20 protein-coding genes and 2 tRNA genes are annotated in these 26,935 nt (G+C 67.4%); 9 read left to right on the top strand and 13 right to left on the bottom strand.

The annotated features are described in order from the left end of the window. Window positions 1-13 precede the first annotated feature (13 nt). The 4 genes from AC3A5N_RS13125 (at window position 14) to AC3A5N_RS13140 (ending at window position 2,988) form a co-directional block, all read left to right on the top strand. Window positions 14-1,717: a histidine kinase dimerization/phospho-acceptor domain-containing protein gene (locus tag AC3A5N_RS13125; protein ID WP_487737769.1), complete on the top strand. Its 1,704-nt coding sequence runs from the start codon at window positions 14-16 to the stop codon at window positions 1,715-1,717. A gap of 33 nt (window positions 1,718-1,750) precedes the next feature. Next, window positions 1,751-2,749, top strand: a complete 999-nt coding sequence (locus tag AC3A5N_RS13130; RefSeq protein WP_487737770.1) for a polysaccharide deacetylase family protein — start codon at window positions 1,751-1,753, stop codon at window positions 2,747-2,749. 60 nt (window positions 2,750-2,809) lie between these two features. Next, window positions 2,810-2,883 (top strand) — tRNA-Ile (locus tag AC3A5N_RS13135). 28 nt (window positions 2,884-2,911) lie between these two features. Continuing rightward, window positions 2,912-2,988, top strand: a tRNA-Pro gene (locus AC3A5N_RS13140). 100 nt (window positions 2,989-3,088) lie between these two features. Here AC3A5N_RS13140 and nhaA read toward each other — a convergent pair. From nhaA to AC3A5N_RS13160, 4 genes are all read right to left on the bottom strand, one after another. Then, complete coding sequence (gene nhaA, locus AC3A5N_RS13145; protein WP_487737771.1) at window positions 3,089-4,273, bottom strand: Na+/H+ antiporter NhaA; 1,185 nt, start codon at window positions 4,271-4,273, stop codon at window positions 3,089-3,091. A gap of 183 nt (window positions 4,274-4,456) precedes the next feature. After that, window positions 4,457-5,305 (bottom strand): undecaprenyl-diphosphate phosphatase, encoded by an 849-nt coding sequence (locus tag AC3A5N_RS13150; RefSeq protein ID WP_487737772.1) that lies wholly within the window; start codon window positions 5,303-5,305, stop codon window positions 4,457-4,459. A gap of 361 nt (window positions 5,306-5,666) precedes the next feature. After that, window positions 5,667-7,205 (bottom strand): alkaline phosphatase D family protein, encoded by a 1,539-nt coding sequence (locus tag AC3A5N_RS13155; RefSeq protein WP_487737773.1) that lies wholly within the window; start codon window positions 7,203-7,205, stop codon window positions 5,667-5,669. Between the two features lie 69 nt (window positions 7,206-7,274). Next, window positions 7,275-9,905 (bottom strand): TonB-dependent receptor, encoded by a 2,631-nt coding sequence (locus AC3A5N_RS13160; protein WP_487737774.1) that lies wholly within the window; start codon window positions 9,903-9,905, stop codon window positions 7,275-7,277. A 475-nt stretch (window positions 9,906-10,380) separates the two neighbouring features. Here AC3A5N_RS13160 and AC3A5N_RS13165 point away from each other — a divergent pair, with 475 nt between their 5' ends. From AC3A5N_RS13165 to AC3A5N_RS13175, 3 genes are all read left to right on the top strand, one after another. Next, window positions 10,381-12,546, top strand: coding sequence for a TonB-dependent receptor (locus AC3A5N_RS13165; RefSeq protein ID WP_487737775.1), 2,166 nt, complete (start codon window positions 10,381-10,383; stop codon window positions 12,544-12,546). Next, window positions 12,546-13,655, top strand: a complete 1,110-nt coding sequence (locus tag AC3A5N_RS13170; RefSeq protein WP_487737776.1) for a PepSY-associated TM helix domain-containing protein — start codon at window positions 12,546-12,548, stop codon at window positions 13,653-13,655. Before AC3A5N_RS13165 ends, AC3A5N_RS13170 begins: the two co-directional genes overlap by 1 nt. Window positions 13,656-13,812: 157 nt before the next feature. Continuing rightward, window positions 13,813-15,084, top strand: a complete 1,272-nt coding sequence (locus AC3A5N_RS13175) for an MATE family efflux transporter (RefSeq protein ID WP_487737777.1) — start codon at window positions 13,813-13,815, stop codon at window positions 15,082-15,084. On the opposite strand, the gene AC3A5N_RS13180 is transcribed toward AC3A5N_RS13175, so the two are convergent. After that, window positions 15,081-15,581, bottom strand: a complete 501-nt coding sequence (locus AC3A5N_RS13180; RefSeq protein WP_487737778.1) for a DUF421 domain-containing protein — start codon at window positions 15,579-15,581, stop codon at window positions 15,081-15,083. The two genes, AC3A5N_RS13175 and AC3A5N_RS13180, sit on opposite strands and share 4 nt — an antisense overlap. Before the next feature lie 62 nt (window positions 15,582-15,643). Continuing rightward, window positions 15,644-17,023: a M20/M25/M40 family metallo-hydrolase gene (locus tag AC3A5N_RS13185; RefSeq protein WP_487737779.1), complete on the bottom strand. Its 1,380-nt coding sequence runs from the start codon at window positions 17,021-17,023 to the stop codon at window positions 15,644-15,646. A gap of 112 nt (window positions 17,024-17,135) precedes the next feature. Between AC3A5N_RS13185 and ettA the strand changes: the two genes are divergently transcribed. Further along, complete coding sequence (gene ettA / locus AC3A5N_RS13190) at window positions 17,136-18,815, top strand: energy-dependent translational throttle protein EttA (protein ID WP_487737780.1); 1,680 nt, start codon at window positions 17,136-17,138, stop codon at window positions 18,813-18,815. Window positions 18,816-18,950: 135 nt separating this feature from the next. Then, window positions 18,951-19,301, top strand: a complete 351-nt coding sequence (locus AC3A5N_RS13195) for a nuclear transport factor 2 family protein (protein ID WP_487737781.1) — start codon at window positions 18,951-18,953, stop codon at window positions 19,299-19,301. A gap of 22 nt (window positions 19,302-19,323) precedes the next feature. On the opposite strand, the gene AC3A5N_RS13200 is transcribed toward AC3A5N_RS13195, so the two are convergent. From AC3A5N_RS13200 to AC3A5N_RS13230, 7 genes are all read right to left on the bottom strand, one after another. Then, a complete protein-coding gene (locus AC3A5N_RS13200) occupies window positions 19,324-19,761 on the bottom strand; it encodes a DUF2267 domain-containing protein (protein WP_487737782.1) in 438 nt (145 codons plus the stop codon). A gap of 23 nt (window positions 19,762-19,784) precedes the next feature. After that, on the bottom strand, window positions 19,785-20,210 hold the full coding sequence (locus tag AC3A5N_RS13205) for a CBS domain-containing protein (RefSeq protein WP_487737783.1): 426 nt from the start codon (window positions 20,208-20,210) through the stop codon (window positions 19,785-19,787). A gap of 310 nt (window positions 20,211-20,520) precedes the next feature. Continuing rightward, window positions 20,521-22,707, bottom strand: coding sequence for an NAD-dependent DNA ligase LigA (gene ligA / locus AC3A5N_RS13210; RefSeq protein ID WP_487737784.1), 2,187 nt, complete (start codon window positions 22,705-22,707; stop codon window positions 20,521-20,523). Window positions 22,708-22,711: 4 nt separating this feature from the next. Then, a complete protein-coding gene (locus AC3A5N_RS13215; RefSeq protein ID WP_487737785.1) occupies window positions 22,712-23,362 on the bottom strand; it encodes a hypothetical protein in 651 nt (216 codons plus the stop codon). Next, window positions 23,359-24,270 carry an alpha/beta hydrolase family protein gene (locus AC3A5N_RS13220; RefSeq protein ID WP_487737786.1) on the bottom strand — a complete coding sequence of 304 codons (912 nt, stop codon included), beginning with the start codon at window positions 24,268-24,270 and terminating at the stop codon, window positions 23,359-23,361. Before AC3A5N_RS13220 ends, AC3A5N_RS13215 begins: the two co-directional genes overlap by 4 nt. Then, window positions 24,267-25,931, bottom strand: a complete 1,665-nt coding sequence (gene recN, locus AC3A5N_RS13225; protein WP_487737787.1) for a DNA repair protein RecN — start codon at window positions 25,929-25,931, stop codon at window positions 24,267-24,269. The genes AC3A5N_RS13220 and recN overlap by 4 nt, the downstream gene beginning before the upstream one ends. Window positions 25,932-26,002: 71 nt before the next feature. Further along, complete coding sequence (locus AC3A5N_RS13230) at window positions 26,003-26,809, bottom strand: outer membrane protein assembly factor BamD (protein ID WP_487737788.1); 807 nt, start codon at window positions 26,807-26,809, stop codon at window positions 26,003-26,005. Window positions 26,810-26,935: the final 126 nt, after the last annotated feature.

A 26,935-nucleotide genomic window follows, 5' to 3' on the forward strand; every position in this document is an offset into this window, starting at 1 on the left:
TGCCGTAGGATCCATGCAGTTCGACGATCGCCTTGCCACAGTGCTGCGCCACCGCGCGAGCGACGGACGTGCCGCGCGCACGCAGTTCCGGCAATTGCTCGACCTGCTCGGCGCCCGGCGCGGCGCCTACGACCGCAACCTCCTCTCCGCCGCCTGGCTGCGGCTCGGCGCGCTGGGGGAGACGATCCCTGCGCCTGACCGCGCGGCGATGATTCGCGATACCGGCTGGCGCTTCCGCAATCCGGAGCTGGCCGCACACCTCGCGGAGGACGAGCCCGAAGTGGCGGCCGCCGCCCTCGCGCGCGCCGATCTCGCCGAAGAGGACTGGGAGGCGCTGATCCCGCGCCTGCCGATCCGTGCACGCGGATTCCTGCGCCTGCGCAGCGGCTTGCCGCCGCGCGCAACGAACCTGCTCGACCGCCTGGGCATCCACGATCGCGGGCTCCCCGTCCCGGACCTCGCCGTGCAGCCCGCCAGCGAAAGCCGGAACCAGCGCGAAGACCCGCGTTCACGCGAGCCGCTCGAGCTCACCATTCCGGCGAACGACAGCGGCGAAGCCGGAGAGGAAAGCGCGATCGGCGCGCTGGTCCGGCGGATCGAGGCGTTCCAGCGCGCCCGCGCGAAGAGCGCCACGGCCGACACCTCCCCTCGCCTGCCCCTCGGCGAACAGGAGGATACGGCGCGCCCGCCGCTCATGGGCTTCGCCTTCACCACCGACAGCGAAGGGCGGATCGACTGGGCCGAACCGCAGGTCGCGCCGATGGTCGTGGGCACGCATCTTATGACCGACGAAATCCGCAGCGCCCTGAGAGCCTGGCAGCGAGTCGAACGCGCGCCGGTCGAGCTGCGCGGCGCGCCGCAGATCGCGGGCGAGTGGATCGTCGACGCCGCCCCGCGCTTCACCGTCCCCGGCGGCCGGTTCTACGGTCTCGCGGGCAAGTTCCGCCGTCCGGCGCCGCACCGGGTCGCCGGCGCCGCGCCCGATGCCGCGATCGAGGCGGACCGCATTCGCCAGCTGCTCCACGAGTTGCGCACGCCGGTCAATGCGATCCAGGGCTTCGCCGAGGTTATCCAGCAGCAGGTCTTCGGCCCGGTGCCGCACGAGTACCGCGCGCTCGCCGCCAACATCGCCGCCGACAGCGCGCGGATGCTCGCCGGGTTCGACGAGCTCGACCGGCTCGCCCGGCTGGAAACCGGCGTGGTCGAGGCGCTCGAGGGCGACTGCGATTTCGCGCTGCTGTGCCGCGGGCTGGCGAAGCAGCTCGAAGGCGTTCTCGCGCCGCGCATGGCGAAGTTCGAGGCGGACATTCCGCTCTCCCCGCTGGTCGTGCCGATGGCCCTACGCGAGGGGGAGGCGCTCGCCTGGCGTCTATTCGCCACGCTGGCAACCGCGCTCGGCGCGGGCGAGGCGGTGGAGGTCGCGATGCGCGCGGAGGGCGATGCGATGGCGCTGACCGCCACACTGCCCGCCGTGCTCGCAACGGAAGAGGATGTGTTCGCCACCGCTCCGCGCCCCGCACCGGGCGCCCTGAGCGCCGGGATGTTCGGCGCCGGCTTCGCCCTGCGCCTGGTCCGCGCCGAAGCCCGCGCGGCCGGCGGCGACCTCGAACATGTGGACGAGCGGCTGCGGCTCACGCTGCCGCTATTGACCGCTGCGAGGGGCGATCCTAGCCCCGGTTCGAACCGCCAAGAAAGGCGACGACCGCAAGCGCGCTGAACGATGCGGCCCTCGCGTCCGGGAGTGCAGCGCATGAACCAGCCGAGGACTGCCCCGCCGCCACCCGGTCCCAAGGCGCGCTTCGTGAACGGATTCGGGCGGCGTGTCCTCCTCACCGTCGATACCGAAGAGGAGTTCGACTGGGACGGTCCATTCACCCGCGACCAGCACGGGCTCGACCACCTGCCGCGCCTGCGCAACTTCCAGGAATTCTGCGAGGGCCTCGGCGTCGTACCCAGCTATCTGGTCGACTGGCCCGTGGCCACGTCCTCGCTGGCGAAGGACATTCTCGCGGGGCCGGTCAGCCAGGGCACGGCGGAAGTCGGCATCCAGCTCCACCCGTGGGTCAATCCTCCGTTCGAGGAGGAGGTGAGCGAGCGCAACTCGTTCGCCGGCAATCTCGCGCCCGACATAGAGCGCGCCAAGTTCCTGCGCCTGCGCGACGCGATCGCGGAGAACTTCGGCGCGAGCCCCCAGCTCTACCGCGCGGGCCGTTACGGCTTCGGCCCCGAGACCACCGAGCTGCTGCGCGACGCAGGGGTCGGGATCGACACCTCGTTCCGCCCGCTGTTCGACTACAGCCACCGCCACGGCCCCGACTACAGCGGCTATCCACTCGAACCGTTCTGGCTCGATGGCGAGAGGTCCGTCCTCGAGCTGCCCCTGACGACGGTCTACTGGGGCATGCTGCGGCGGCAGGGGCGGCTGCTGCACCCGATGATCGCGCGCATGCCGCGCATGAGCGGCGCCTTTGCCAACCTCGGCCTGCTCGAACGTATCCCGCTGACGCCCGAAGGAACCACGATCGACGAGGCGATCCGCGCGCTCGACATGGCGTTGGACGACGAGCTGCCGCTGATCGTGCTGTCATTCCACAGCCCCTCGCTCGCGCCCGGATATACTTCTTATGTCGAGACCGACGCCGATCTCGACGCGCTCTACGATTGGTTTCGCGCGGTTTACGCCTATCTTGGCCAGCATGGCGTGAAGCCGACGACCGTGGCGGAGATCATGCGATCGGTGGCAACGTAGCAAGCCATCTTGCCACCTGCCGGGCCGCAAGCTAGGCGCGACACGCTGAACGGTATCCATGGGCCTGTAGCTCAGTTGGTTAGAGCTGGCCGCTCATAACGGCTAGGTCGCGGGTTCGAGTCCTGCCGGGCCCACCGGATACCTGCAACGGCCAGATCAGGTCGGGGAGTGGCGCAGTCCGGTAGCGCGCTTGCTTTGGGAGCAAGATGTCGCAGGTTCGAATCCTGTCTCCCCGACCAAACCTTCTAAGCCTTTGAAAACGCCTTTATTAACGAGCGAGGAAGGATCTGCTCGCAAGCCGTCTGCCACCTGCACCGGAGCGCCAGCACAATCTCTAACTCAGCGCGACGGAGAAGGCGGCCAGTCACTGCGAGCCCATCGAAGTAGTGCAAAGCCGATGAGCCCCGACACCAGGGAGCCCGCCAGGATGCCGATCTTGGCCTCGGTTTGGATGAGCGGATCACCGGGAAATGCAAGAAGGGTGATGAAGAGACTCATGGTGAAGCCGATGCCGCATAGCAGTGCGGTTCCCGCCATCTGAACGCGGCTCGCGTAGGCGGGCATGTCGGCAAGGCCCAAGCGAATGGCCACCATCGAAAAGCCAAACACACCGATAACTTTGCCCACGAGCAAGCCGAGCCCGATGCCGAGCGTGACTGGCGCCGCAAGCGCCGCTGCTGGCAATCCGAGGAACGGCACGCCAGCGTTTGCCAACCCGAAGATTGGCACGATCAGGAAGCCCACGGGTATGTGAAGCGCGTGCTCCAGTCGATGAAGAGGGCCGCGGTTCTCAGCGTCGGAGCGGCCAGGCGTGGGCTGCAGCGGGATCGCAAAAGCGAGGATCACGCCGGCGAGCGTGGCATGCACCCCTGAGCGCAGGACGAACAGCCACAACACAAGTCCCAGGAGGAGGAAAGGTGCGAGCCGGCGTACGCCGAACCGGTTGAGCGCGATCAGGGCAACGGTGATGGCAGCTGCGGCAGCCAGATCCGGCAAGGACAGCCCCGCCGTGTAGAACAAGGCGATGATGATCACGGCGCCGAGGTCGTCGATGATGGCGAGCGCTGCCAGGAACACCCGTAGCGATGCCGGGACGCGGTCGCCCAGGAGAGAGATGACGCCAAGAGCGAAAGCGATGTCGGTCGCCGCCGGGATCGCCCAGCCGCGAGCCGTCGCGCCGGTATTGAACGCAAGGTATATCAAGGCGGGCACCACCATTCCGCCAACAGCGGCGATCCCCGGCAAAGCACGGCGCGGCCAGGTGGACAGCTGTCCATCCAGCACCTCGCGCTTGATTTCCAAACCGACGAGCAGGAAGAATACCGCCATCAGGCCGTCGTTGATCCAGTGGCTGAGCGACAACGGACCCACGTAGGTGTGCAGGATCGCCTCATAAGCCGCCGCCGCAGGCGAGTTGGCGAGCAAAAGCGCAAGCGCTGCCGCCCCCATGAGGACAAGTCCGGCTGAGGACTGTCCCTCAAGAAACTGGCGCAAGGCGCTGGGGCGATGATGCTTGGGGGCCATCGAGGTGTTCTCCGGGCAGTTGCATTCTCGCTGGCGGCCCGACCAACGATCAACCCTGTTCACCTCTGGACGGCGAACACCCGCTTGAGCCTATCGCATCGGAATATGCGAAGCGCAACCGCCCGCACGAACCACCTCTCCGATCCTGCGAGACTGCAGGCAGCGGCAGTTGCCGACGATCGCTCAGCCGGTTCTCAGCGCACCGCCTGCGAGGAGGAGCACGAGCAGAGCCCCCAAGCCCAGGCGGTAGAGAACGAATGGCAAGTAGGATCCGGTTTTCAGCCAACGCATGAGCAGAGCGATCGCCGCCCATGCACTGAAGAAGGCGAAAACGGCACCCGTTGCTGCGTCGGCTGTAAGCCTGACGTTCCCTGCTCTGGCCAGATCGAAGGACGTCAACAGTCCGGCCGCAAGGATGGTGGGAATCGATAGCAGCATCGCGAAACGCGCCGAAAGACTTCGATCGAGCCCGAGAAAGCGTCCGGCGGTCATACATATGCCGCTTCGGCTGACTCCTGGAACAAGAGCCACACATTGAGCGGCCCCGATGAGCAACGCGTCACGTAGCTTCATCTTATCGATGTGGCGGATCTCCTCGGCTCGGCGGTCCGCACTCCACAGGAGGAGACCGAAGAGAATGGTCGTGGCGGCGATGAGCTCGACACTGCGTGCCATGTCGGTGACGGCGCCCCTCAGGAGAAAGCCTGCACCGAGAATGGGAGCAGTTGCGGCCGCTACATTTATCAGCGTGCAGGCGTTCGCCGAGCGGACACCGGTGGCCAGATCGAACAGACCGGCCCCCATCATGCGGACCTCGCCGCGAAAGTAGATCAGGACCGCGCCAAGCGAGCCGAGGTGTAGCGCAACATCGAATGCCAGTTCTTCCGCTGCGGACATTTCGCCGCTGGCCAGCCCGAGCCACTGCATCAACGTGCGGCCCAGAATAAGATGCGCGGACGAGCTTACCGGCAGGAACTCGGTAGCGCCTTGAATGAGGGCGAGTAGAAGTTGTTCCAGGAAGGTCATGGGCATGCCATGGCGCACGAACGAGCAAGGTGACACCCCTCGCGGGCCGACGTATCACCGGCGGAAGGCGAATTCCTCCTAGAGCCGAACAATAGCGAGTGAGAGGCGCGCTGAAACCGTGCCTCCCATGCAGCGCAATACCGGTGCACGAGGCGGAGCGTGTTTCCCGTCTCGAACACGTCGAAGCGCTGCTGCGAGCCACGCAGGTTGAAGTCACCCCCGAACACCACCGGACGATCCAGCGCCGCTGCTGAGAGAAACATTGAGAGGGCCTGCACTTGCCGTGCATGAGGCCGAATACCGGACGCTAAGAATCTTTGGCGCAACCCCGAAAGCATCACGCCTTATTAAGGGCGTCGGCGGCGCTCTAAAGGCCAAAACCGGGCACCCCGCTCTCGATGGCGAAGGTTCTGAGCGTAGAAGTTGTTGTCTGAGGATCGGTCGCGTCGGCGGCGGCGCGCATTGTCAGTATGCTACTTTCCGGCGTGACATCGACGATCGAGTAGCCGCGGCGTTGGGTTTCTGCGAACCGCATCTGAGGGGTCTTGCGCAGTAGATCGTCAGGTGCCGAGCCGCTTGTCGAGCTGAGCGACCCACCGACGAAGGCCGGCGCGATGACGGGACCCTCGGGTTCGAGCGAGAGTTCAGAGGCTATGAAGGCGTGGCTGTTGCCGCCTATCACGACCGGATTGGATATTTGCGCATCGCGCAGGAAGGCGAGGATGCGGTCACGCGCGGCGGGGTAGCCGTCCCACCCATCGACCCCGAAACGAGGGTCGCCAGTCTGCGGATCGATCTGCGAGGATTCAGCCATGGCAAATTGCTGACCAATGACATTCCAGCGCCCATTGCTCCCAGCAAGCTCGCCGAACAGCCAGCGTTCCTGCTCGGAGCCCAGCATGCTGCGCGACGGGTCGAGGCGTTCGGCGCAATCCGAAACCGTCTTGCGATCGGGCGACAGGTCCGGGCAGGGCCTGTGATCGCGGTACTGACGGGCATCGAGCATCTGGAATCGCGCCAGATTGCCCCAGGCGAGACTGCGGTAAAGCTGCATCTGCGGCCCCACCGGGATGGACCGCCGCCGAAGAGGCATGTGTTCGTAATAGGCTTGGTAGGCGGCCGCGCGGCGGACCAGAAACGAGGGGCTGTCGCCGCCATCCTGCGATACATCGCCGCTGTAGTTGTTCTCGACCTCGTGGTCGTCCCAGATCGTGAGCCAGGGCGCGGCCGCGTGAGCGGCCTGAAGGTCGGGATCGGTCTTGTACAGCGCATGGCGGCGGCGATAGCTCGCCAGGTCCGCAGCATGCTCGTCCGGATGGCGCCGCGGCCCCCGGTCCCGTCCGGGCCGCTCGTAGATGTAGTCGCCCAGAAACAGCACGAGCGCGGGATCGTCCGCAACGAGTTGCCGATAGGCACCGTAGTATCCGGTTTCGTAGTGCTGACAGGCCGTGAAGGCATAGCGCAGGGCCTGCACATCGGCATCCGGGGCAGGCGCGGTGCGGGTACGACCAATACCGCTCGTCTCGCCGGCAGTGTGGAAGCGGTAATAGTAGACGCGGTCGGGGCGGAGGCCGTCGACTTCGACATGCACCGAATGCGCCGCCTGCGGGAGTGCCCAGGCCGTGCCTTTGCGTGCCACGCGGGTGAACGCTTCGTCCTCAGCCACTTCCCATCCGACCGTAACGGCCTCAGCCGGCATGCCGCCATGGTCATCCAGCGGGGACGGCGCCAGGCGCGTCCAGAGAACCACCCCGTTGGCCTCCGGATCGCCCGAAGCGATGCCGAGCGTGAACGGGTGCGCGGCAAATCGCGGCTGCGCCAGGAGACGCTGGCCATAGGTGGGGAGCAATGCCGTACCGGCGACGATAGAGGCGCGAAGCAGAAGATCCCGGCGGGTCGTGGGCATGATCTCGTCTCTTTCAAAGCGTTCCAGGAAAGGAGAGGCCCGGGCGTGTTCAAGCCCGGGCCCGATTGGTCAGAGGCGGAAGTTGGCGCGGAGGTACCAGGTGTTCCCCACCTCGAGACCGGCCCGGAAATATTCGTGATCGGGGCCGGTGGTGCGCCGCCGGTCGGCTCCGAAGATATTCCGCCCCTCGAGGCGCAGTTGCAGACGCGGCGTCACCGCCCAGCGCGCCGTGAGGTCGAACGTCGTGAACGGCTCGATGTAGATGTCCTGCCAGGCATTGGCGGCAAAGCTCTCGACGTATCCGCCCTGGTGATTCATCGCGAGGCGCAGTTCCGACCCGCCGCCCAGATCGTAGAAGACGGCCGCGTTCGCCGCGATGTCGGACTGGTATTGCAACTGATCGCGTTCGAGCAGTTCCTCTCCTTCGAGGTAGGTGGTCGAGCCCTCGGTCCAGATGAAGTTGGCTTGGGCGCCGATGCGATCGAGCGCATGATAGACGTTGCCGAAACTGTTGTTGATCAGGCCGATTTCGATGCCCTGGTAGGTCGTGTCCTCGCCATTGATCGGTTGGGAAACCGTATAGGCCTCACCCCCGATCACCTCCTGCGAGCTGACGGTCAGGATGTCGTCCGTGATCTTCTTGTAGAAGCCGGTCAGCGTCGCCATGCCTCGCCCGGCGTTGAAGTAGTATTCGAGGCCGAGATCGAGATTGGTGGACCTGCGCGGTTGGATATGCGGGTTGCCGCGAGTGATCACCAGTTCGGTCCGGTCGACGTCTTCCACGGTGGCGATGGTCTCGGGATTGGGGCGACCGAGCGTCTGGCTGGCTGCAGCCTTGATGCGCAGCGACGGTGTTAGCGCGAGATTGGCCGTCGCGTAAGGAAGCAGGTGGGTGTCCTTGCCTGCGTACCGGACCTGGTCCGACTGCAGCACGCCGTCGAGCACCTGCGCCATGTCGGCAGTGAAATCGACATGATCGAGCCGGGCGCCGGCATCGAGCCGCAGCATATCCGAGGTGAAAGTCCCGTTCACATAGGCTGCGGCGATCTTTTCCCGATAGCTGTAATCGTTGACGCGAGTGCGGCGGTCGCTTTCCGCGTCGTCAACGGGCACACCGGGAACAACCTCGGCGTAAAACCGACCGCGATCGAGCCAGAGCGCGGGATGGCTGTAACCAGGCGTGTTAAAGTCTGGAGTGAAAGCGTAGCCGGCGAGGCTGGTGCCGTTCTCGTAGACGATGGCGCTGTTGTCGCGCTCCAGGTCCATGTCCCGGTAGGATGCGCCCAACGCGAAGCCGATACCGCGATCGTCCTGACGATTGTTGAAGCCGTAATCCAAGCGGCCTTCGTAGACATGGGCAGTGGCCTCCCGCACATCCTCGTAATGATTGTTGGTCGCGTAGTTGGCCGCCTCGAGATAGGCATTGCCGTTGTCGAGAATGAACGGCACGCTTTCGTTGGTCAGGTCGTAGGTAAGCCGCGTGCCCGCCGCGTAGTCGAACGCGACGAAGGGCCGCCATGAACGATACCAGGCGTAGGAATAGCCGAGGTCTGCCGACAGATGGCCACGATCGCCGATTGCAATGTCGTTCAACCATTGCAGGCCCCGCTGATCGCGCTCGAAGCTGTTGTAGCGCCACTGGGTGTCTGCGTTGCGCACCCGCATGGTGCCGGTATTCTCGGTCTGATCCTGCGCCTGGTCGAGACGATAGACTCGGTTGGTGTTGCGGGTTTCCTGCTCGTCGGAGAAATAGGCGAAGCCGAACAAGCTTGAGCTGACGCGGTCGCTGGGCCGGTACTCCAGACGCGCCGTGCCCCCGAACTTGGTGAACTTGTTGGTGTAGTTGTGCGAGACGAAGGAATTGGGCGCGGCAAATCCGTTCCAGTCCTCGGAGTCCGGCGTCGTCTGCTGACCCGCGTCGTTGAAGTAGAGCCGGTTGGCGATGGCGTCGTTCGACTGCGTGCGCGGACGCACTTCGTACATCCCGGTCACCACCAGCCCCCAGCTCTCGTCGGCGCCGAAGCGCGGGGACCAGATCGCACTCAGCGACGGACCGATCGGGCTGTCCTTTTGATCCGCAAAACTGTTGTCGTCGGGCACGTCCATATAGCTGGTGTAGCTTGCTCCCGCAGTGACGCTCAGCGGGGCCCGCAGCGGATCGAACGCGCTAACGGTGACGATATCGATCAGCCCGCCCAGCGCCCCGGCATCCAGATCCGGCGACAGTGTCTTGTAGGCGCGCAGCTGCTGAACGGCCTCGCCGGGAATGACCTGCAGATTGACCTTGCGGGTGCCTTCCCCGTGATCGCCGGTCGTGGCCAGGGTCAGCCCGTTCATCGTCACCGGCACGAAGTCAGGGTGCGTACCCCGAATGGACGCGAACTGGCCGATGTCGTCATTGTAGACCGTGCTGACGCCAGTGATGCGGCGCAGCGATTCCGCAATCGTGATGTCGGGCAGCGCGCCGATCTCGTCGCGCGAGAGAGAATCGACGATCGCCGTCGCCTGCCGGCGTGTCTCGATCTCCGCCTGATTCTGCAGCGCGGAGCCGGTGACCACGATCTCGGCGATTTCCGCATTGGCAGACGCATCCTGCGCAAGCGCGGATGAGGCACCGAGGGCTAAAATCGAGGTGCCAAAAAGCAGATGAGGCGCAAGCGTGCGGCCCGCGTTTGCGAGCACGGGAACGGTGATGGACATGAGACCCCTTCAATCGAAACCGCCGGAAGAGCCGGTCGGCCGGGGGCCTAAGCGCGCGGTGTTTCGGTTCGAGGTCGGGGAGATGTCAGGCGTAAGTCAGCGCCGCCTCGACAAACCGTCTCACACTCGATGGATCATGCGCACATGCGCGGTGGCCAGAGTCGGCATCCATCACCGACCGCCCGAAACATCGAGCAGGGCCCGGTGCAGTATGAGGCCTCGTCACCGAGTAGCCGGAGAATCGCCTGTGCCACTTCGTGCAGCGCGCCGGCCCGCCCGAGCGGCGATGACGAACCGAGCTCCCGCGCCCAGTTCGCCGGTCCACCCGATGCATGAATTTTCGGTCTCGACAGTTCACCAAGACCGACCAGCCCAGTTCCCCGGCTGCGGCTTTCCCCGGCACATGCTCAAAGATGCTATTGCGAGCTAGTTGCAGTACTGCTAGCGGACCCGCCACATAGTTCAGGGGGTTCCCATGTTTGTCCGCGTTTCGTTGCCTGCTCTCGCCGTTGCACTTGCCTGGTCCGGCGGTGCCGCCGCTCAGTCGGCCAGCGCCGAGGAAGCGGAAGGCGACGCGGAGATCATCGTCAGCGCCACGCGTACCCAGCTTCCGCCCAGCGCCCTGCCGCTGACGATCGACGTCGTCGGCACCGAAGCGCTGCAGCAGCAGGTGCAGATCTCGGGCTCGACGGTCGATGCGGTCTCGGCCCTGCTGCCCTCGTTCTCCCCCACGCGCGAGAAGCTCTCCGGCTCGGGCGAGAGCCTGCGCGGCCGCTCGCCGCTCTACGCGATCAACGGCATCCCGCAGTCGACCCCGGTCCGCGACGGCTCGCGCGACGGATACACGATCGATCCGTTCTTCATCGACCGGGTCGAGGTGATCTACGGCTCCAACGCGCTGCAGGGCATCGGCGGCACCGGCGGCGTGGTGAACCAGGTCACCGTCGGCGCCCCGGCTGAGGACGGTGTCGCCGCGCGCACGCTGCTGCAGGCTTCGGCCGCCGACGGCTTCGACGGCTCGGCGATGGGCGGCAAGATCGGCTCGCTCGTCGGCTACCGCGCGGGCGCCTTCGATGCGACGATCGGCGCGACGTTCGAGCAGCGCGGTGCCTATCGGGACGGACACGGCAACAACATCGGCGTCGACGGCACCCAGGGCGAGGTCCAGGACAGCGACTCCTGGTCGGTGTTCGGCCGCTTCGGCTACCAGCTCAGCCCGAGCGCGCGGCTGGAAGTGATCGCCAACCGGTTCGAGCTGCAGGGCAACGGCAACTACGTGCTCGTGCCCGGCAATCGCGACGAAGGCATCCCCGCCAGCAGCGAGCGCGGGGTCATTCAGGGCGATCCGCCGACGAACCGCGCCGAGCTGCTCTCCGCCGCCCTGACCGACGACGATCTCGGCGGCGGCGCATTCGCCGTGCAGGCCTTCTTCAGCCGCACGCGCGACGTGTTCGGCGGCCTCGTCACCGACACGTTCCAGGATCCGGCCATCGATCCGACCGGCAATCTGTTCGACCAGTCGGCGAACCTGTCGCGCAAGATCGGCGGCAAGATCAGCTACGAGCGCGCCGTGCCCGGTTTCGAAGATCTGACCGTGACCGCCGGCTTCGACGCGCTGTTCGACCGCACCGAGCAATATCTGGCCCAGACCGGCCGCACCTGGGTGCCGGAAACCGACTTCCGCAGCCTCGCGCCGTTCGCGCAGGCGAACCTCGCGCTGTTCGGCGGTGCCGTGCGCCTGGCGGGCGGCCTGCGGTACGAAGACGTCAAGCTCGAGGTCGGCGACTATCAGACGCTCGCCTCTTACGGCGCGGACGATCCGGACGACCTTTCCACCTACGAGCCCGTCTCCGTCGCGGGCGGCAGCCCCTCGTTCAACGACGTGCTGTGGAACGGCGGCGTGATAGTCGAGCCGATCGCGGGCCTGCGCGCCTACGGCAGCTATGCCGAAGGCTACACGATCGCCGACGTCGGACGCATCCTGCGCGGGATCAAGGACGAAGGCGTCGACATCGACAACTACCTCGCGCTCGAGCCGGTCATCTCCAACAACCGCGAAATCGGGCTTGAATGGAAGCGCGGGGCGATCGACGCCGGCGTCAGCTATTTCTGGTCGTCGAGCGACCTCGGATCTCTGCTCGTGCTCGGGCAGGACGGCATCTTCAGCGTCTCGCGCCAGCCAATCCAGATCGAGGGGCTGGAGGCGAACATCGCCTGGCGCACGCCGCTGCCCGGCCTCACGCTCAGCGCAGCTTACAGCGATATCGAGGGCCAGACCGACAGCAACGATGAAGACGAACTGGTGAACAACGATCTGGACGGCGCGAATATCTCGCCGGACCGGCTCAATCTCTCCGCCGACTATCGCAGCGGCCCGCTCAGCGCCCGGCTGCAGTCGCGCTTCTACCTGTCGCGCACCTTCAACGACGTTAGCGTGGACACGGACTTCGAGGGCTACACGCTGCTTGACGCCTATCTGGCCTATCAGACGGGCGCTGGTGAATTCGCACTCGCGGTGCAGAACCTGGCCGACAAGTACTACCTCACCTACGACAGCGACACCGTGCGCACGACGGACAACAACCGCTTCTACGCCGGCCGTGGGCGAACCTTCACGTTGAGCTGGCGCGGCGCTTTCTGATGCGCCTGCTCGCCCTCCTGCACGGCTGGGCCGGGGGCATCCTCGGCCTGTTGCTGGCGGTGATCGGCCTCAGCGGCACGGTGCTGGTGTGGGAGGAGAGCTGGATCGGCCTGCCGGGAGCGGACGATCCGCTGACGGCGGACCCGGCCCTGATCGGGCAGGCCGTGGCAGCGGCGATCGCGGAGGATCCGGCGCTCTCGCGTATCACCTTCGCCAACGACGACATGGGCCTCCACCAGGCGATCTACGCCGACGGCGGCGGGGCCTATCTCACGCAGGCCGGCATGGTCGTCGACCGCTGGGACAACATGTGGGGCCGGCCGGAACTGTGGCTGTTCGACCTGCACCACTACCTGTTCATGGGCGAGATCGGCGAATACGTGACCGGCGCTCTCGGCCTGCTGTTGCTGGCCTTCGCGGTGACGGGATTGATCCTCTGGTGGCGCACCCGCAGGTCCTTCGAACTCCGCCTCTGGCCGGCGCGGTTCACCAAGGGCGCGATCATCCGCCAGCACCGCGATATCGGCGCGGTCGCCTCGCCGGTGCTGATCCTGAGCGCGCTGACGGGCGCCTTCATGATATTCCCCGCCGTGTCGGAAGCGCTGCTGACGCCCTGGGCGGAGTCCACCGAGGCGGCCGCGCTGGTCCAGCCGGAAACGCCCGCACCGGGCGACTCCGCCGCCGACTGGCCGGCCGTCATGGCCAATGCGCAGGCCGCTTTCCCCGACGCTTTCCCGCGCCGTCTGACGCTGCCGCAGGAGCCGGGCGCACCGCTCACACTACGGCTGAAGCAGAACTTCGAGTGGACTCCCAACGGCCGGACCTACGTCTATCTCGACCCCGCCACAGGCGCCGTTCTCGGGACAGACGATCCTGCCGCCCGCGACACAGCCTCGGCGATCACCGAGAAGTACTACCCGGTCCACGCCGGCAAGGTCGGCGGCACGGCCTGGCGGGTGGTGCTGACATTCTCCGGCCTCGCGCTCGTGCTCCTCGGCACGCTCGCGACCTGGAGCTTCTGGTTCGGCAGCAAGCGGTCGAAGTCACGGAAGCGCCCGCAGGCCGCCGCGGCGCGCGCGTTGGTGCCGCGCCAGGCGGACCTGCCCTGACCGCACGGCCCCGTAGCGCGGCGCCGGATTAGCGGTTACGGCTGGCGCGCTCCGGCCGGACCTGCGGCGGAGGCTGCGAGGAGCCAAGGCGATTTCCACCCCATCCCCCGCCGCCACGCTCGACACCCGGGTCATCTGGGCCATCGCCCTGCCCGCGATGGTCACCAATGTCGCGACCGCGCTGATCGGGGTCGGCGACATGTGGATCGTCGGGCGGCTGGAGGATGCCGCGGCGCAAGGCGCGGTGGACGTCGGCGCGCGGCTGTTCGCGGTGCTGTTCACCGTCATGAACTTCCTCAAGACCGGCACGACCGGGCTCGTCGCGCAGGCGGGCACGCGCAGCGGCACGCAGGAACAGGCGGCGATACTGCTGCGCGGGGCGACGATCGGGATCGCGATCGCGGCCATGCTGCTGATTGCCAAGCCGGTGCTGATGCCGGCGCTGCTCGGCCTCCTGGGCGCGGAGGGCGAGGTGCTCGCGGCCGCGCGCACCTACGCGGAGATCCGCTACTGGACCGCGCCGGGCGTCATGCTCAACCTCGCGCTGATCGGCTATCTCGTGGGGCGGCGGCGGATGGCGGCGGTGCTCATGTTCGAGGTCGCCTACAACTTGCTCAACGTCGCGCTGGGGCTGTGGTTCGTGCTCGGCCTCGACATGGGGATCGCGGGCGTCGGCTGGTCGAGCTTCGCCGCGGAATACGCCAAGCTCATCGCGGTTGCGATCTTCGTGCTGCGGGGCGAGCAGGGGCGCACGATCCTCGACGCCGCGCGCGAGCGCACGGTGCTGCGTTGGAACAGCCTGCGCCCGTTCCTCTCGCTCAACCGCGACCTGTTCCTGCGCACGGTGGTCCTGATGGTCGCCTTGGCCGCGTTGACCCGGCTGAGCGCCGAGCGTGGCGCCGTGGTGCTCGCGGCGAACGGCATCCTCTACCAGATGTTCGTCTTCACCGCGCTGCTGCTCGACGGGTTCGAGAACGCGGCGCAAGTGCTCAACGGCGAACGCGCGGGCGCCCGCGACCGCGAGGGTTTCGCGCGCTATATCAAGGCGATCCTGCTGCGCGGCTTCGGCGCGGCGGCGCTGGTCGCCCTCGCCTTCGCGCTGCTGGCCGATCCGATCCTCGCGAGCTTCGCCGCAACCGACGCCGTGGCCGAGGCGGCCCGGCAGCAGGCGTTCTGGCTAGTTCTGATTCCCTTCGCCGGTGTCGCCGGCTTCGTGTTCGACGGTGTCTTCGTCGGCGCGAGCTGGACGCGGGCGCTGCTCGTCTCGATGCTCGGCGCGGCGGCGGTCTATGCCGGCGTGCTGTGGCTCGCCTGGCCGCACGGCAACTGGGGCCTGTGGCTCGCCTTCACCCTGTTCCTCGTCGCGCGTGCGGCGATCCAGGCGGCAATGCTTCCGGCACTCATGCGCCGCGGGTTTGCCGCAGCTTAGCTTCTCGAGCCACCAGCCCGATCCACACCCCGAAGCAGGCGTTCGCTTCCGCTTTCACCCTGCAAGACGCTGACGTCGCCCGTCGTCTCGAGCACGACCGCGCGCACTTGCGAGAGATCGCGAACGTCGGCCTCGCGCAGCTTGGCGAACAGGTCGCTCTCGGCCACGCGGGTCCGGTCGAGCGCGTCACGCAGAATCTCGCCGTCGCGCATCAGCAGCACCGGTTCGTTCTGGATGATCTTCTCGACCGCCGGGGAAATCCTGCGCAGCCGTGCCGCCCCCCATTGCGCGAGAAACAGCCCCGCCATCGCCACCAGCGGCTGAGCGAAACCGCTCCAGGTGTCCGCTTGCGATGCTCCGGCGACGAGGCTGCCCAGTGCAATGGTCATGACGAAGTCGAAGCTCGTCATCTTGGACAGCGAGCGCAGCCCGTTGACCCTGACGAGCAGCACCACCCAGGCGAGCGCTGCAACCGCGAGCAGCAGGCCGCGCGCCACTATGTCGAGCGTGTCGTTCGCAAACAGGATCGGCCGGTCCTTCCGTTACCGGCCGATCAACGTCACTCGCCCTTGATCGGTCCCGGCTCGTTGGCGAGGATGCCGACCACCTGGGTCCACACCGCCACGTTCTGGCGGAGCTGCACCGGATCGACCTTGTCGAGCGTGTCGTCGGGCGTGTGGTGCAGGTCGAAGTAGCGCGTGCCGTCCTGCGCGAGGTCGATGATCGCGCTGTTCTGATCGCGCACGATGTTGATGTCCGCTCCGCCAGTCGCCACGCCGGTGCCGTTGGAGACGCCGAAGCGCGCGACGGCCGCCGCGATCTTCGCGTGCAGATCCGGATTGCTCTCGCGGAAATTGCTCTCGAACTGCCAGATGCGATCCGCGCCGAAATCGCTTTCCAGGCCGACCGCGATCGGCTCGTCGATATGCGCGGCGGAATAGGCCTTGGAGCCCCACAGCCCGGTCTCTTCCGCCCCCGCGAACAGCACGCGGATCGTGCGCAGCGGCTGGCCCGCAGCGGCCACGTGCTTCGCGGCCGCGGCGACGATGCCGCAGCCCGCGCCGTCGTCGATCGCGCCGGTGCCGAGGTCCCAGCTATCGATATGGCAGGCGACGAGCACCGGCGGCAGCGAGGGATCGCGCCCGACGATCTCGCCCACGACGTTGCCGCTCGTGGTGGTCCCCAGATCGCGCGGCGTGAAGACGAGCCTCATGCGGATCGGCTGCCCCTCGGCGCGGTCGAACATCCGCTCGAGGTTCGCCGCGTCGGGCAGCGACAGTGCGCCCGCCGGGATCGGCGCCAGGCCTTCGGGGAACGAGGTGCCGCCCGCATGCGGGTTGCGGTGATAGTCCGTGCCGACCGACTTGATCACGCTCCCGACCGCGCCCTTGCTCGCCGCGATCCCCGCACCGACCCAGCGCGCCGGGCCCGCGAAGCCGTATTGCGAGCCGTCCTGCGTGGGCGTCATGTCGTGGCTGATATAGGCGATCTTGCCCTCCAGACTCCCCGCCGGCGCGGCCTGGAGCGCCGCGACGCTCTCGAACTCGACCACTTCGGCGGTGATCCCCTCCGGCCCGGTCGAGGGGCTGCCGCCGAGCGCCGTCACGTGGAACGGCTGCGGGAACGGGCTGACGATCTCGGCGGTTTCGATGCCGCGGACCCAGGTCTCCATCTCGAACGGCTCGTCGGCGACGTTGGCGAAGCCGTTGGCCTTGAGCCATGCGACCGACCAGTCGCGCCCGCGCTTCTCGGCCTCGGTGCCGGCCTGGCGCGGCCCGACTTCGGTCGTGATTCCCTCGACGAAGTCCCACGCGAGCGTGTCGCTTTCGAGCGCAGCATCGGCGCTGGCGGCAGCGGCGGGAGTTTCGGAAGCGACGGCCTGCGCGGCGGCGAGCGTCGGGAGCGATGCGGCGGCGAGCGCCAGTGCCAGAGTCCTCATGGCCGCGCTTGCTATCGGCGTCTTGCGGCCAAGTCCAGCTTGCCCGCGCCCTCCCCAACGCCTATCTGCGCGCCAACTCTCAAAACACCCGTTTGTACCCGAAGGACGACTGATGGCCGCCCAATACGCATTCGTCATGAAGAACATGACCAAGACTTTCCCCGGTGCTCCGAAGCCGGTGCTGCAGGACATCAACCTGCAGTTCTACCAGGGCGCCAAGATCGGCATCGTCGGCCCCAACGGCGCGGGCAAGTCGACCCTGATGAAGATCATGGCCGGCATCGACACCGACTTCACCGGCGAGGCCTGGCCGGGTGAGAACATCACCGTCGGCTACCTGCCGCAGGAGCCGCAGCTCGACGAAAGCAAGACGGTGCTCGAGAACGTCAAGGACGGCGCGCGCGAGGTGGCCGACATGGTCGACCGCTTCAACGCGATCAGCGCCGAGATGGGCGATCCGCAGGACGACACCGACTTCGACGCGCTGATGGAGGAGATGGGCACGCTCCAGGAGAAGATCGACGCGGTCGACGGCTGGACGCTCGACAACCAGCTCGAGATCGCCATGGAGGCGCTGCGCTGCCCGCCCGGCGACTGGCCGGTCACCGATCTGTCTGGCGGTGAGAAGCGCCGCGTGGCGCTCACCCGCCTGCTGATCCAGAAGCCCAGCATCCTGCTGCTGGACGAGCCGACCAACCACCTCGATGCCGAAAGCGTCGAATGGCTGGAGAACCACCTCAAGGAATATGCCGGCGCGGTGCTGATGATCACCCACGACCGCTACTTCCTCGACCACGTCGTCGGCTGGATCCTCGAGCTCGATCGCGGCAACTACTTCCCTTACGAGGGCAACTACTCGACCTATCTCGAGAAGAAAGCCAAGCGCCTCGAACAGGAATCGCGCGAGGAAAGCGGGCGGCAGAAGTCGCTCAGCCGCGAACTCGAGTGGATCCGGCAGACGCCGGCCGCGCGCCAGACCAAGTCCAAGGCGCGTATCCGCAAGTTCGAGCAGCTTCAGGAATCGCAGAACGACCGCAAGCCGGGCAAGGCGCAGATCGTCATCCAGGTCCCCGAACGCCTCGGCGGCAAGGTGATCGAAGCCGAGAATATCTCCAAAGCCTACGGCGACAAGCTGCTGTTCGAGAATCTCTCGTTCATGCTGCCGCCCGGCGGGATCGTCGGCGTAATCGGGCCGAACGGCGCCGGCAAGTCGACGCTGTTCAAGCTGATCACCGGCCAGGAACAGCCCGACAGCGGCACGATCGAGATCGGCGAGACGGTACGCCTCGGCTTCGTCGACCAGAGCCGCGACCATCTCGATCCGAAGAAGAACGTCTGGGAGGAAATCTCGGACGGGCTCGACTACATGAAAGTGAACGGCAACGACGCGAGCACGCGGGCCTACGTCGGCGCGTTCAACTTCAAGGGCCAGGACCAGCAGAAGAACGTCGGCAAGCTGTCGGGCGGTGAACGCAACCGCGTCCACATGGCCAAGATGCTCAAGACCGGCGGCAACGTGCTGCTGCTGGACGAGCCGACCAACGACCTCGACGTCGAGACGCTCGGCGCACTGGAAGATGCGATCGAGAACTTCGCCGGCTGCGCCGTGGTCATCTCGCACGACCGCTTCTTCCTCGACCGCCTGGCGACCCACATCCTCGCTTTCGAGGGCAACAGCCACGTGGAATGGTTCGAAGGCAACTTCGAAGCCTACGAGGAAGACAAGCGCCGCCGCCTCGGCGACGCCGCCGACCGCCCGACAAGGCTGGCGTACAAGAAGCTGACGCGCTGACCACCTGCTCCCTCCCGCTCGCGAGTGGGAGCAGGCGCGATCTAACTCTCGATCGGGAGCGGGCGAGCTCCGCCGCCCTCACCACTTATGAAACAGTTGCCCGGCGCCGGCGTTCTCTCATCAAAGGAGAACGTGATGCGGTCGACCAGGGACGTTATCGAAGATCATCTCGCGCTACGTCGCGAGCACGACCTGGATACCGATATCGAACGGAACTACGCCGACGATCTGGTCGTGCTTTCGAAAGACGGCGTGTTCCACGGCAAGGACGGGATTCGCCAGACGGCGAAGATCCTGCGCGAAAACCTGCCCCATGCGACGTACCGCTACGAACTGGTCCAGGTCGCGGAGGATTACGCCCTGCTGGGCTGGACCGCGGAAGCCGCCAATGGTGCGCGCACCCGCCATGGCGCCGACGCCTTTGTGGTCAAAGACGGGCTTATTGCGGTGCAGATCATCCACTTCGACGTCGACCGGCCGGGCTAGCGACGAGCCCCCGGGGCGAGGCTCAGGCCACTTGCTCGGCGCTGCGCCAGAGGTCGCGGATGCCCTCGGGCAGGATCGCCTTGACCTTCTCGACCTGCCCGGTGTCGATATTGCGCGACAGCACGTCGAACACGGCCCGGATCGCCTCCTCCGGATCGACCGGGCGCGTGTCGGCGAGCCATTCGGTCACTTCGGCGACGAACTCCTCGCGGTTGCAGCGGATCGGCTGACGCGCCGGCTGGTACTGGTCGTAATAGACCCCACGCACGAGCAGCGGGAGCTGCGCGCCGAGGTGCGCCGCCTCCTCCACCGGCAAGCGGTCACGCAGCTTGTGCAGCACCGTGCTCAGCGCTTTCCACGCGACCTGCCGATCGGGGCCGAGCCGCTCCATGATCTGGTCGAGCCAGATGTTGGTCGTCTGCAGGGTCTTGTCGAATACCTCGAGGCCGTTGGCGCTCATCGGTCTTCTCCTTGGTTGGCGCGTCAGGTGGCGTGAAGGCCACCGGGCTGCGCGATCTGGCTCAGCGCTTCGCCCGTATCGCGCTCGTCCTTCTTGGCGAGATCGCCGATCGAGACGATGCCCACCAGCCGCTTGTCGCGATCGACCACGGGCATGCGGCGAAGCTGCTGGTCGCCCATGTTCTCGAGCACTTCCTCCGCGTCGTCGTCGGCGTAGCAGTACCGGACCTCGCCGCTCATCGTCTCGCGCACGGGCGTGTCGCACTCGCGGCCTTTCGCCACGGCGCGGATCGCGATATCGCGGTCGGTGATCATCCCGACGAGGCGCTCGTCCTGCCCTACCGGCAGCACGCCGGCATCGATCCGTTCCATGATCCGCGCGGCTTGCTGGATCGTGTCGTCCGGGCTCGCGACCTGGACGTCTCTCGTCATACATTCGCTGACTTGCATTGCTGATCTCCGCTTGGCTGGGTGACTTGCCCGGCGCGGCGACCCGCGGCCGGCGCGCGGAGCAAGGGCGCGGAAATGTCCGCGTCTATCCGGCCAATGGATGGCCGCCGATAACGTTGCGTGCGCCGCCGCAGGCAGGCCACGGCTCGGCCCGGTGGTGGGAGACTGGCCGGACCTCCTCCACCCTCCCGTCATCCCAGCGAAAGCTGGGATCGCTGGCCGCACCGGCCGACCTGGCGGCACGCGACCCCAGCTTTCGCTGGGGTGACGGGAGAAAGTTAAGGGGGCGCGCTGATCGGCGCCGTCCCCCTCAATCCGCCGCTTTGACGATCTCCGCCCAGGCGGCCTCGTCGATCACCTCGATGCCGAGTTCCGCCGCCTTCTTCAGCTTGCTGCCCGCGCCGGGGCCGGCAACCACCAGATCGGTCTTCGCGCTGACGGATCCCGCGGCCTTCGCGCCGAGCCGCTCGGCCTGGGCCTTGGCTTCGTCGCGGCTCATGGTCTCGAGCTTGCCGGTGAACACGACCGTCTTGCCGGCGACCGCGCTGTCCTTCGTCTCCACCACATAGGGCGGCGGGTCGACTACACCCGCGCCGGGCTTGCCGCCGATCAGGTCGTTCCAGACGTCGCGGTTGTGCTCTTCATGGAAGAAGTCGGCCAGCGCGAAGCCGACCGCTGTGCCGATCCCGTCGGCGCGCACTTCGAGGATGTCCTTGATCGCCTCGACCATGCGCGCGTTGAACTTGCCCGCCGATTCATCCTCGCCGCGCGGGTTTTCCTCGCGATAGGCATGAATCGCGGCGGCCTTCTCCGGCAGGCGGCGGATATCGCTCAGGCCCTTCATCAGATCCCGTGCGGTGACCGCCCCGACATGGCGGATGCCGAGGCCGAACAGCAGCCGCGCGGCGTCGGGCTCGCGCTTGGCCGCGATGCTCGCCAACAGGTTGTCCACAGACTTGTCCTGCCAGCCCTCGAGCGCGAGAATTTCCTCGCGGCGGTCCTTCAGGCGGAAGATGTCGGCCGGGCTTTCGAGCCAGCCCAGGGCGAAGAACTGGTCGATGGTCTTCTCGCCCAGCCCCTCGATGTCGAGCGCGCCGCGGCTGACGAAATGCTTGAGCCGTTCGGTCCGCTGCGCGGGGCAGATCAGCCCGCCGGTGCAGCGGACATCGACCTCGCCTTCCTCGGCAACGGCGTCGCTGCCGCAATCGGGGCAGGTCTCGGGGAAACGATAGGCCGGGCGCTCGGCATCCCGCGTCAGGTTCTCGACCACTTGCGGAATCACATCGCCCGCGCGCTGGACCTTGATCCGGTCGCCGGGCCGCACGCCCAGTCGCGCGATCTCGTCGCGGTTGTGCAGCGTGACGTTGGTCACCGTCACTCCGCCGACAAGCACCGGGGCGAGGCGGCCGACCGGCGTGAGCTTGCCCGTGCGCCCGACCTGAATGTCGATCGCCTCCAGCGTGGTCTCGGCCTGCTCCGCCGGGAACTTGTGCGCCAGCGCCCAGCGCGGCGCCTTGGCGACGAAGCCGAGCCGCTCCTGCCAGTCGAGCCGGTCGACCTTGTAGACCACGCCGTCGATTTCGTAGCCAAGCTTTCCGCGCCCCTCGCCGATCGCGCGGTAGTGCGCGAGCATCTCCTCCAGCGAATGGCAGAGCTTGAGGTCCGGGCTGATCGGCAGGCCCCATTCGCCGATCCGCCGCATGACCTCGAATTGTGTTTCCCCCGGCACCTCGGACGCGGCGCCCCAGCCGTGCGCCCAGAACCGCAAGGGCCGGCTGGCGGTGACGGTGGCATCCTTCTGCCGCAGCGAGCCGGCGGCGGCGTTGCGCGGATTGGCGAACTGGCGGACTTTCGCGGGGTCGAGATCCTCCCCCTTCGCCTCGGCCTGCGCCCGCGCCTCCTCCATCAGCCGCCCGTTGAGCGCGAGGAAGGCTTCGCGCTCCATATAGACCTCGCCGCGCACCTCGAAGACTTCGGGCGCCCCACTGGGCAGCGTCTGCGGAATATCCGCAATGCACGCGACGTTGGCGGTAACGTCCTCCCCCACTTGCCCGTCACCACGCGTCGCAGCCCGCACCAACTCCCCATTCTCGTACCGCAGCGAGCACGACAGCCCGTCGATCTTGTCCTCGGCCGTGAAAGCCAGCGGCTCGCCCTCGCCGAGAGCGAGATAGCGCCGCACGCGCGCGACGAAATCCGCCACCTCTTCCTCGGCGAAGGCGTTGTCGAGGCTCATCATGCGAACCTCGTGCGTCACCTTCGACAGCGGCGACCCCGCGACCGCATGCCCGACCGCCTGCGACGGCGAGTCCGCCCGCACGAGATGCGGAAACCGCTCCTCCAGCTCCGCATTGCGGCGCACGAGGGCGTCGTATTCCTGGTCGGTGATCTCCGGCGCGTCCTCGGCATGATAGAGCCGGTTATGCCGCGCGATCGCCCTCGCGAGCCGCATCAGTTCGTTGGCGGCCTCGGCTTCGGAAAGGGTCTCGTCGGCCATCGTGTCAGAACTCCACCCGCGCAGGCGGCGGCTGCTTGTCGAACGCCTCGCCCGCGAACGCGCCATCCCGCTCGACCCAGTGGAGGAAGAGGTGCGCGGACCACCGGTTCGGATTGGGCGTGGTCCGCCCGTGATGGTGGTGCACCCCCTTGTAGAGCACCGCATCCCCCGGAACCATTTCGATCGCGACCGCGTCCTCCCCGTCCGCGAACGCCGCGTCGGCGCGGGCATAAGGCTCGACGATCGGCTCGCGCACGACCTCGAGCGGCCAGGGCTTGTCGTCGGCATAACCGAGCGTGAGCGACAGGCTGTGCTCACACGCCGGACGATCCCCGTGCACGCGGCAGATGTCGCCAGCGCCGTAGAGCCGGAAATAGCAGTATGTCGGCAGCAGCGGCACGCCGACTTCGCCCTGCACCGCCGCGGTGAGACCCCAGTGGAACGTCGCGAACAGCGGGTAATGGTAGCCGTAGATCTCGACCGCCGGCCGCGCGAGCAACGGCCCCTCCTGCCGGAGGCGCGCAAGATCGACCTTCTGCCGGGCGAAATCCGTCTTCATCCGCGCCAGCAAGCCGGTCGCGACTTCGCGCGAGACCAGACCTTCCAGCAATCGGTAGCCGTCGCGGTGATAATCGCCGGCCTTCGCCTCGCTCACGGTGTCTCTCCTGCGGAGTTCTCCCCACGCAGCACTTTCAGCATGGCCGGTTCGTTGGCGACATAGGTTTCCGAGCCCGGCGTGAGGACGTCGAAGTGACCGGCGCCGGGGTTCTCTCGAACCTCCAGCCGCGTGCCGCCCGCACGAATCGCGGCTTGCGCAGGCTCCGGCGGGGATGGAAGAACGGCCTGGACGAACAGCAGCTCGTCGAGCATCGGCGGGTGCGCGAGCGGGGAAATTGCGGCGTGGCGGGCGGGATCGCCGCCCATGAACGGATCGACCGCGGAAAACTCGCACAGGGCGTCGAACGCCGCGCGCTCGGCCCCGACATCCGCGGGGCCGTCAAGGACGATCGCCGCGCGCACCGACAGCGGCTCGCGCGCGCCCAGCGGGCCGTCGCTCCCCTGCGCCATCGCCAGCCACTGGGCCGGCAGCGCGCCGGCCGAATGGCCGACCAGCGTCACCCGCGCGCGGTCGATCGGGTGCGCGGCCGCAACCTCGTCGATCAGCGCGGCCGCCGCCTGCCAGTCGGCAAAGCTGCCCGGCCAGCCGCCCCCGTCGCCGACCTCGCGGTAATCAAGGTTGAGGCTCGCAATCCCCTGCCCCTGCCAGCGGGTCGCGAGCGGCGCCATATAGGCCTGGTTGGCCACGCCCGCCTTCCAGCATCCGCCGTGGAAGATCACCGCGAGCGGGAACGGCCCTTGCCCCGCCTCGGCCCTTTCCGGCAACCGCAACTCGGCAAACCCGCGCGGATGATCGGCATAGCGCAGCACCGCATCGGGCTCCGACGGCGCGAGATGCACATCGGTGCCGAACCTGTCGCCACTGGCGGGCGCAACCGGCGCGGTCTCGGCCGAGGACGAGCTCGCCGCCATCAGCAAGACGTTCCCGAGCGCGGCATGCCTCACACCCCCTCCAGCAGCCGGTCCGCCTGCGCGCGCGCCTCGGGCGTCACTTCGGCGCCCGAGAGCATGCGGGCGATTTCCTCCTGCCGTCCGCTTTCGTCGAGCAGCAGGACGGAGGTCTTGGTGACGGTCCCCTCGCTCGACTTGGCGATCAGATAGTGCACGCGGCCGCGCGCGGCGACTTGCGGACTGTGCGTCACTGCGAGCAATTGCCCGCCGCTCGCCAGCCGTGCGAGGCGCTCGCCGATCGCGCTGGCGACCGCGCCGCCGACGCCGCGGTCGATCTCGTCGAAGATCACCGTCGCCGCCCCGCCCTGCTCGGCCAGCGCAACCTTGAGCGCGAGGATGAAGCGCGACAGCTCGCCCCCGCTGGCGATCTTGGCCAGCGGCGCGAAGTCGGCACCCGGATTGGTCGCGATCAGGAACTCGACGCTGTCCAGCCCGTGCGGCCCCCAGCGTTCCTCGGGCAACCGGGCAACCGCGGTGCGGAAGCGCGCCGCGTCGAGCTTGAGCGGCGCCAGCTCCTGCGCCACCGCTTCGTCGAGCTTCGCCGCCGCAGCAAGGCGCGCCTCGTGCAAGGCGCCCGCGCGCTCGCGGTAGCGCTCGCCGGTCTCGCGCGCGGCGGCTTCGAGTGCGTCGAGCTCGGCCTCCCCGCCCTCGATGGCATCGAGCGCGGCGCGGAACTCGCGCATCCTGTCGGGCAGTTCGTCGACCTCGCAGCGGTGCTTGCGGGCCAGCGCGCGCAAGTCGAACAGGCGGGTCTCGGCGGCTTCCAGCGCGGCGGGATCGTGGACCAGCGCTTCCGCCGCAGCCTGCAGCTTCTCCTCCGCCTCGCCCGCCTCGATCACCGCGCGGTCGAGCGCCGTGAGCGCTTCGGCCAGCAGCGGGTGCTCGGGCGCGATCCGGTCGAGCCGCCGCGCCGCCACCCGGAGCGAGGCGAGCGGCGAATCCGACCCGTCCCACACGTGGCGCAGTTCCTCGAGGTCGCCCGAGAGCCGCTCGCCCTTCTGCATGTCCGCGCGCGCCTCCGCCAGCCGCGCCTCCTCACCGGCTTGCGGCTCGAGCGCCGTCAGCTCTGCGAGATGCGCCAGCAGCAGGTCCTGGTCGGCCTTGGCTTGCTCGATCGCCGCGCGCGCGCTCTCCAGCTGCTCGTCCGCCGCGCGCCATGCGTCCCATGCGGCGGCGACACCGGCGGTATCGGCCCCGGCATAGCGGTCGAGCAGCGCCCGGTGCCCGCGCGGATTGACGAGGCCGCGGTCGTCGTGCTGCCCGTGCAGCTCGACCAGCGCGGGCGCGAGCGTGCGCAGCAGCGCGACGCTGACCGGCTGATCATTGACGAAGGCCTTGCTGCCCCCGTCGGCGCGCACCTGACGGCGGATAATCAGCGGCTCGCCGGGATCGATCGCGATCTCTGCATCATCGAGCGCTTCGGCCATCGCATCGGGCAGCCGCGCGAATTCAAAGCTCGCAGTCACGCTCGCACGGTCCTCGCCGGCGCGCACCAGCATGGTCTCCGCCCGGTTGCCGAGCACGAGGCCGAGCGCGTCGAGCAGGATCGACTTGCCCGCACCCGTCTCGCCGGTAAGCACACCGAGACCACGCCCGAAATCGAGATCGAGCGCTTCGATCAGCACGACGTTGCGGATGGACAGACGGGTCAGCATGACTGGCCCGATTCTCTAGCCGGAATGAGAAAGCACGTCACCAACCGGCGCGCGCTTGCGAACAGGCGCGATCAGCTGGCGGTCACGCCGGCTGCGTGGTCCTGCACCAGGTCGTAGGCTTTCTCGTACCACTCGTTGCCCGGGTAGTTGGCGCCGAGCACGGCGGTGTATTTCACCGCCTCCTCGGGAATGCCGAGCGCCAGGCTGCTTTCCGTCAGGCGGTAGAGCGCTTCGGGGGCGTGGCTGGTGGTCTGGAAGTTGTCGACCACGTTCTGGAAACGGATCTGCGCCGCCAGCCAGTTGCCGCTGCGCTGGTAGAAACGCCCGATCTCCATCTCCTTGCCGGCGAGGTGATCGTTGACGAGGTCCAGCTTCAACCGTGCGTCGGACGCGTATTCGGTCTGCGGGAAACGCCGCACGACCTCGTTCAGCGCGGTGCGCGCCTGCTCGGTGATCGCCTGGTCGCGGTGCACGTCGCTGATCTGCTCGTAATAGCTGAGCGCGATCAGGTAATAGGCGTAAGGCGCGTCCTTGTTGCCCGGGTGGATCGACAGGAAGCGCTGCGCGCTCTGGATTGCCTGGTTGTAATCCTTCGCCACGTAATAGCTGAACGCGCTCATCAGCTGCGCGCGGCGGGCCCAGGGCGAATAGGGATGCTGACGCTCGACTTCGTCGAACAGCGCGGCGGCGAGCTTGGCGTTGCCGCTGTCGAGCCGCCGCTTGGCTTCCGCGTAGAGCGTCTCCACGTCGCGCGCGACATAGGCGAGCGAATCTTGGGGTCCGCCGCCACCGCCGGCACAACCTGCGGTGAGGACAGCGGCCGCGCAGGCAGTGGCGGCGAAAGCGAGCTTGAGCGGCGAACGCGGACGTGTGGTCATGGCAGCGGCCTATACCGCCGCACTCGCTGAACGCAAAGTGAAGTTGGCGAGGGAGTGGGCCGCCATCCGGTCATCCAATCCCGCCATCACTTGTCCGGGTCATCAATTATGCGCGTCATCCCGGCG

It is taken from the genome of Pelagerythrobacter sp. Soil_C_18, assembly GCF_057657235.1.

Bases quoted from the DNA above. Each gene is read 5' to 3' on its own strand.
- ettA (WP_487737780.1), top strand. From the start codon at position 17,136: ATGGCCGCCCAATACGCATTCGTCATGAAGAACATGACCAAGACTTTC.
- AC3A5N_RS13130 (WP_487737770.1), top strand. From the start codon at position 1,751: ATGAACCAGCCGAGGACTGCCCCGCCGCCACCCGGTCCCAAGGCGCGC.
- AC3A5N_RS13175 (WP_487737777.1), top strand. From the start codon at position 13,813: ATGGTCACCAATGTCGCGACCGCGCTGATCGGGGTCGGCGACATGTGG.
- nhaA (WP_487737771.1), bottom strand. From the start codon at position 4,273: ATGGCCCCCAAGCATCATCGCCCCAGCGCCTTGCGCCAGTTTCTTGAG.
- AC3A5N_RS13230 (WP_487737788.1), bottom strand. From the start codon at position 26,809: ATGACCACACGTCCGCGTTCGCCGCTCAAGCTCGCTTTCGCCGCCACT.
- recN (WP_487737787.1), bottom strand. From the start codon at position 25,931: ATGCTGACCCGTCTGTCCATCCGCAACGTCGTGCTGATCGAAGCGCTC.
- AC3A5N_RS13150 (WP_487737772.1), bottom strand. From the start codon at position 5,305: ATGCCCATGACCTTCCTGGAACAACTTCTACTCGCCCTCATTCAAGGC.
- AC3A5N_RS13200 (WP_487737782.1), bottom strand. From the start codon at position 19,761: ATGAGCGCCAACGGCCTCGAGGTATTCGACAAGACCCTGCAGACGACC.
- AC3A5N_RS13165 (WP_487737775.1), top strand. From the start codon at position 10,381: ATGTTTGTCCGCGTTTCGTTGCCTGCTCTCGCCGTTGCACTTGCCTGG.
- AC3A5N_RS13125 (WP_487737769.1), top strand. From the start codon at position 14: ATGCAGTTCGACGATCGCCTTGCCACAGTGCTGCGCCACCGCGCGAGC.
- AC3A5N_RS13185 (WP_487737779.1), bottom strand. From the start codon at position 17,023: ATGAGGACTCTGGCACTGGCGCTCGCCGCCGCATCGCTCCCGACGCTC.
- AC3A5N_RS13205 (WP_487737783.1), bottom strand. From the start codon at position 20,210: ATGCAAGTCAGCGAATGTATGACGAGAGACGTCCAGGTCGCGAGCCCG.
- AC3A5N_RS13155 (WP_487737773.1), bottom strand. From the start codon at position 7,205: ATGCCCACGACCCGCCGGGATCTTCTGCTTCGCGCCTCTATCGTCGCC.
- AC3A5N_RS13170 (WP_487737776.1), top strand. From the start codon at position 12,546: ATGCGCCTGCTCGCCCTCCTGCACGGCTGGGCCGGGGGCATCCTCGGC.
- ligA (WP_487737784.1), bottom strand. From the start codon at position 22,707: ATGGCCGACGAGACCCTTTCCGAAGCCGAGGCCGCCAACGAACTGATG.
- AC3A5N_RS13160 (WP_487737774.1), bottom strand. From the start codon at position 9,905: ATGTCCATCACCGTTCCCGTGCTCGCAAACGCGGGCCGCACGCTTGCG.
- AC3A5N_RS13195 (WP_487737781.1), top strand. From the start codon at position 18,951: ATGCGGTCGACCAGGGACGTTATCGAAGATCATCTCGCGCTACGTCGC.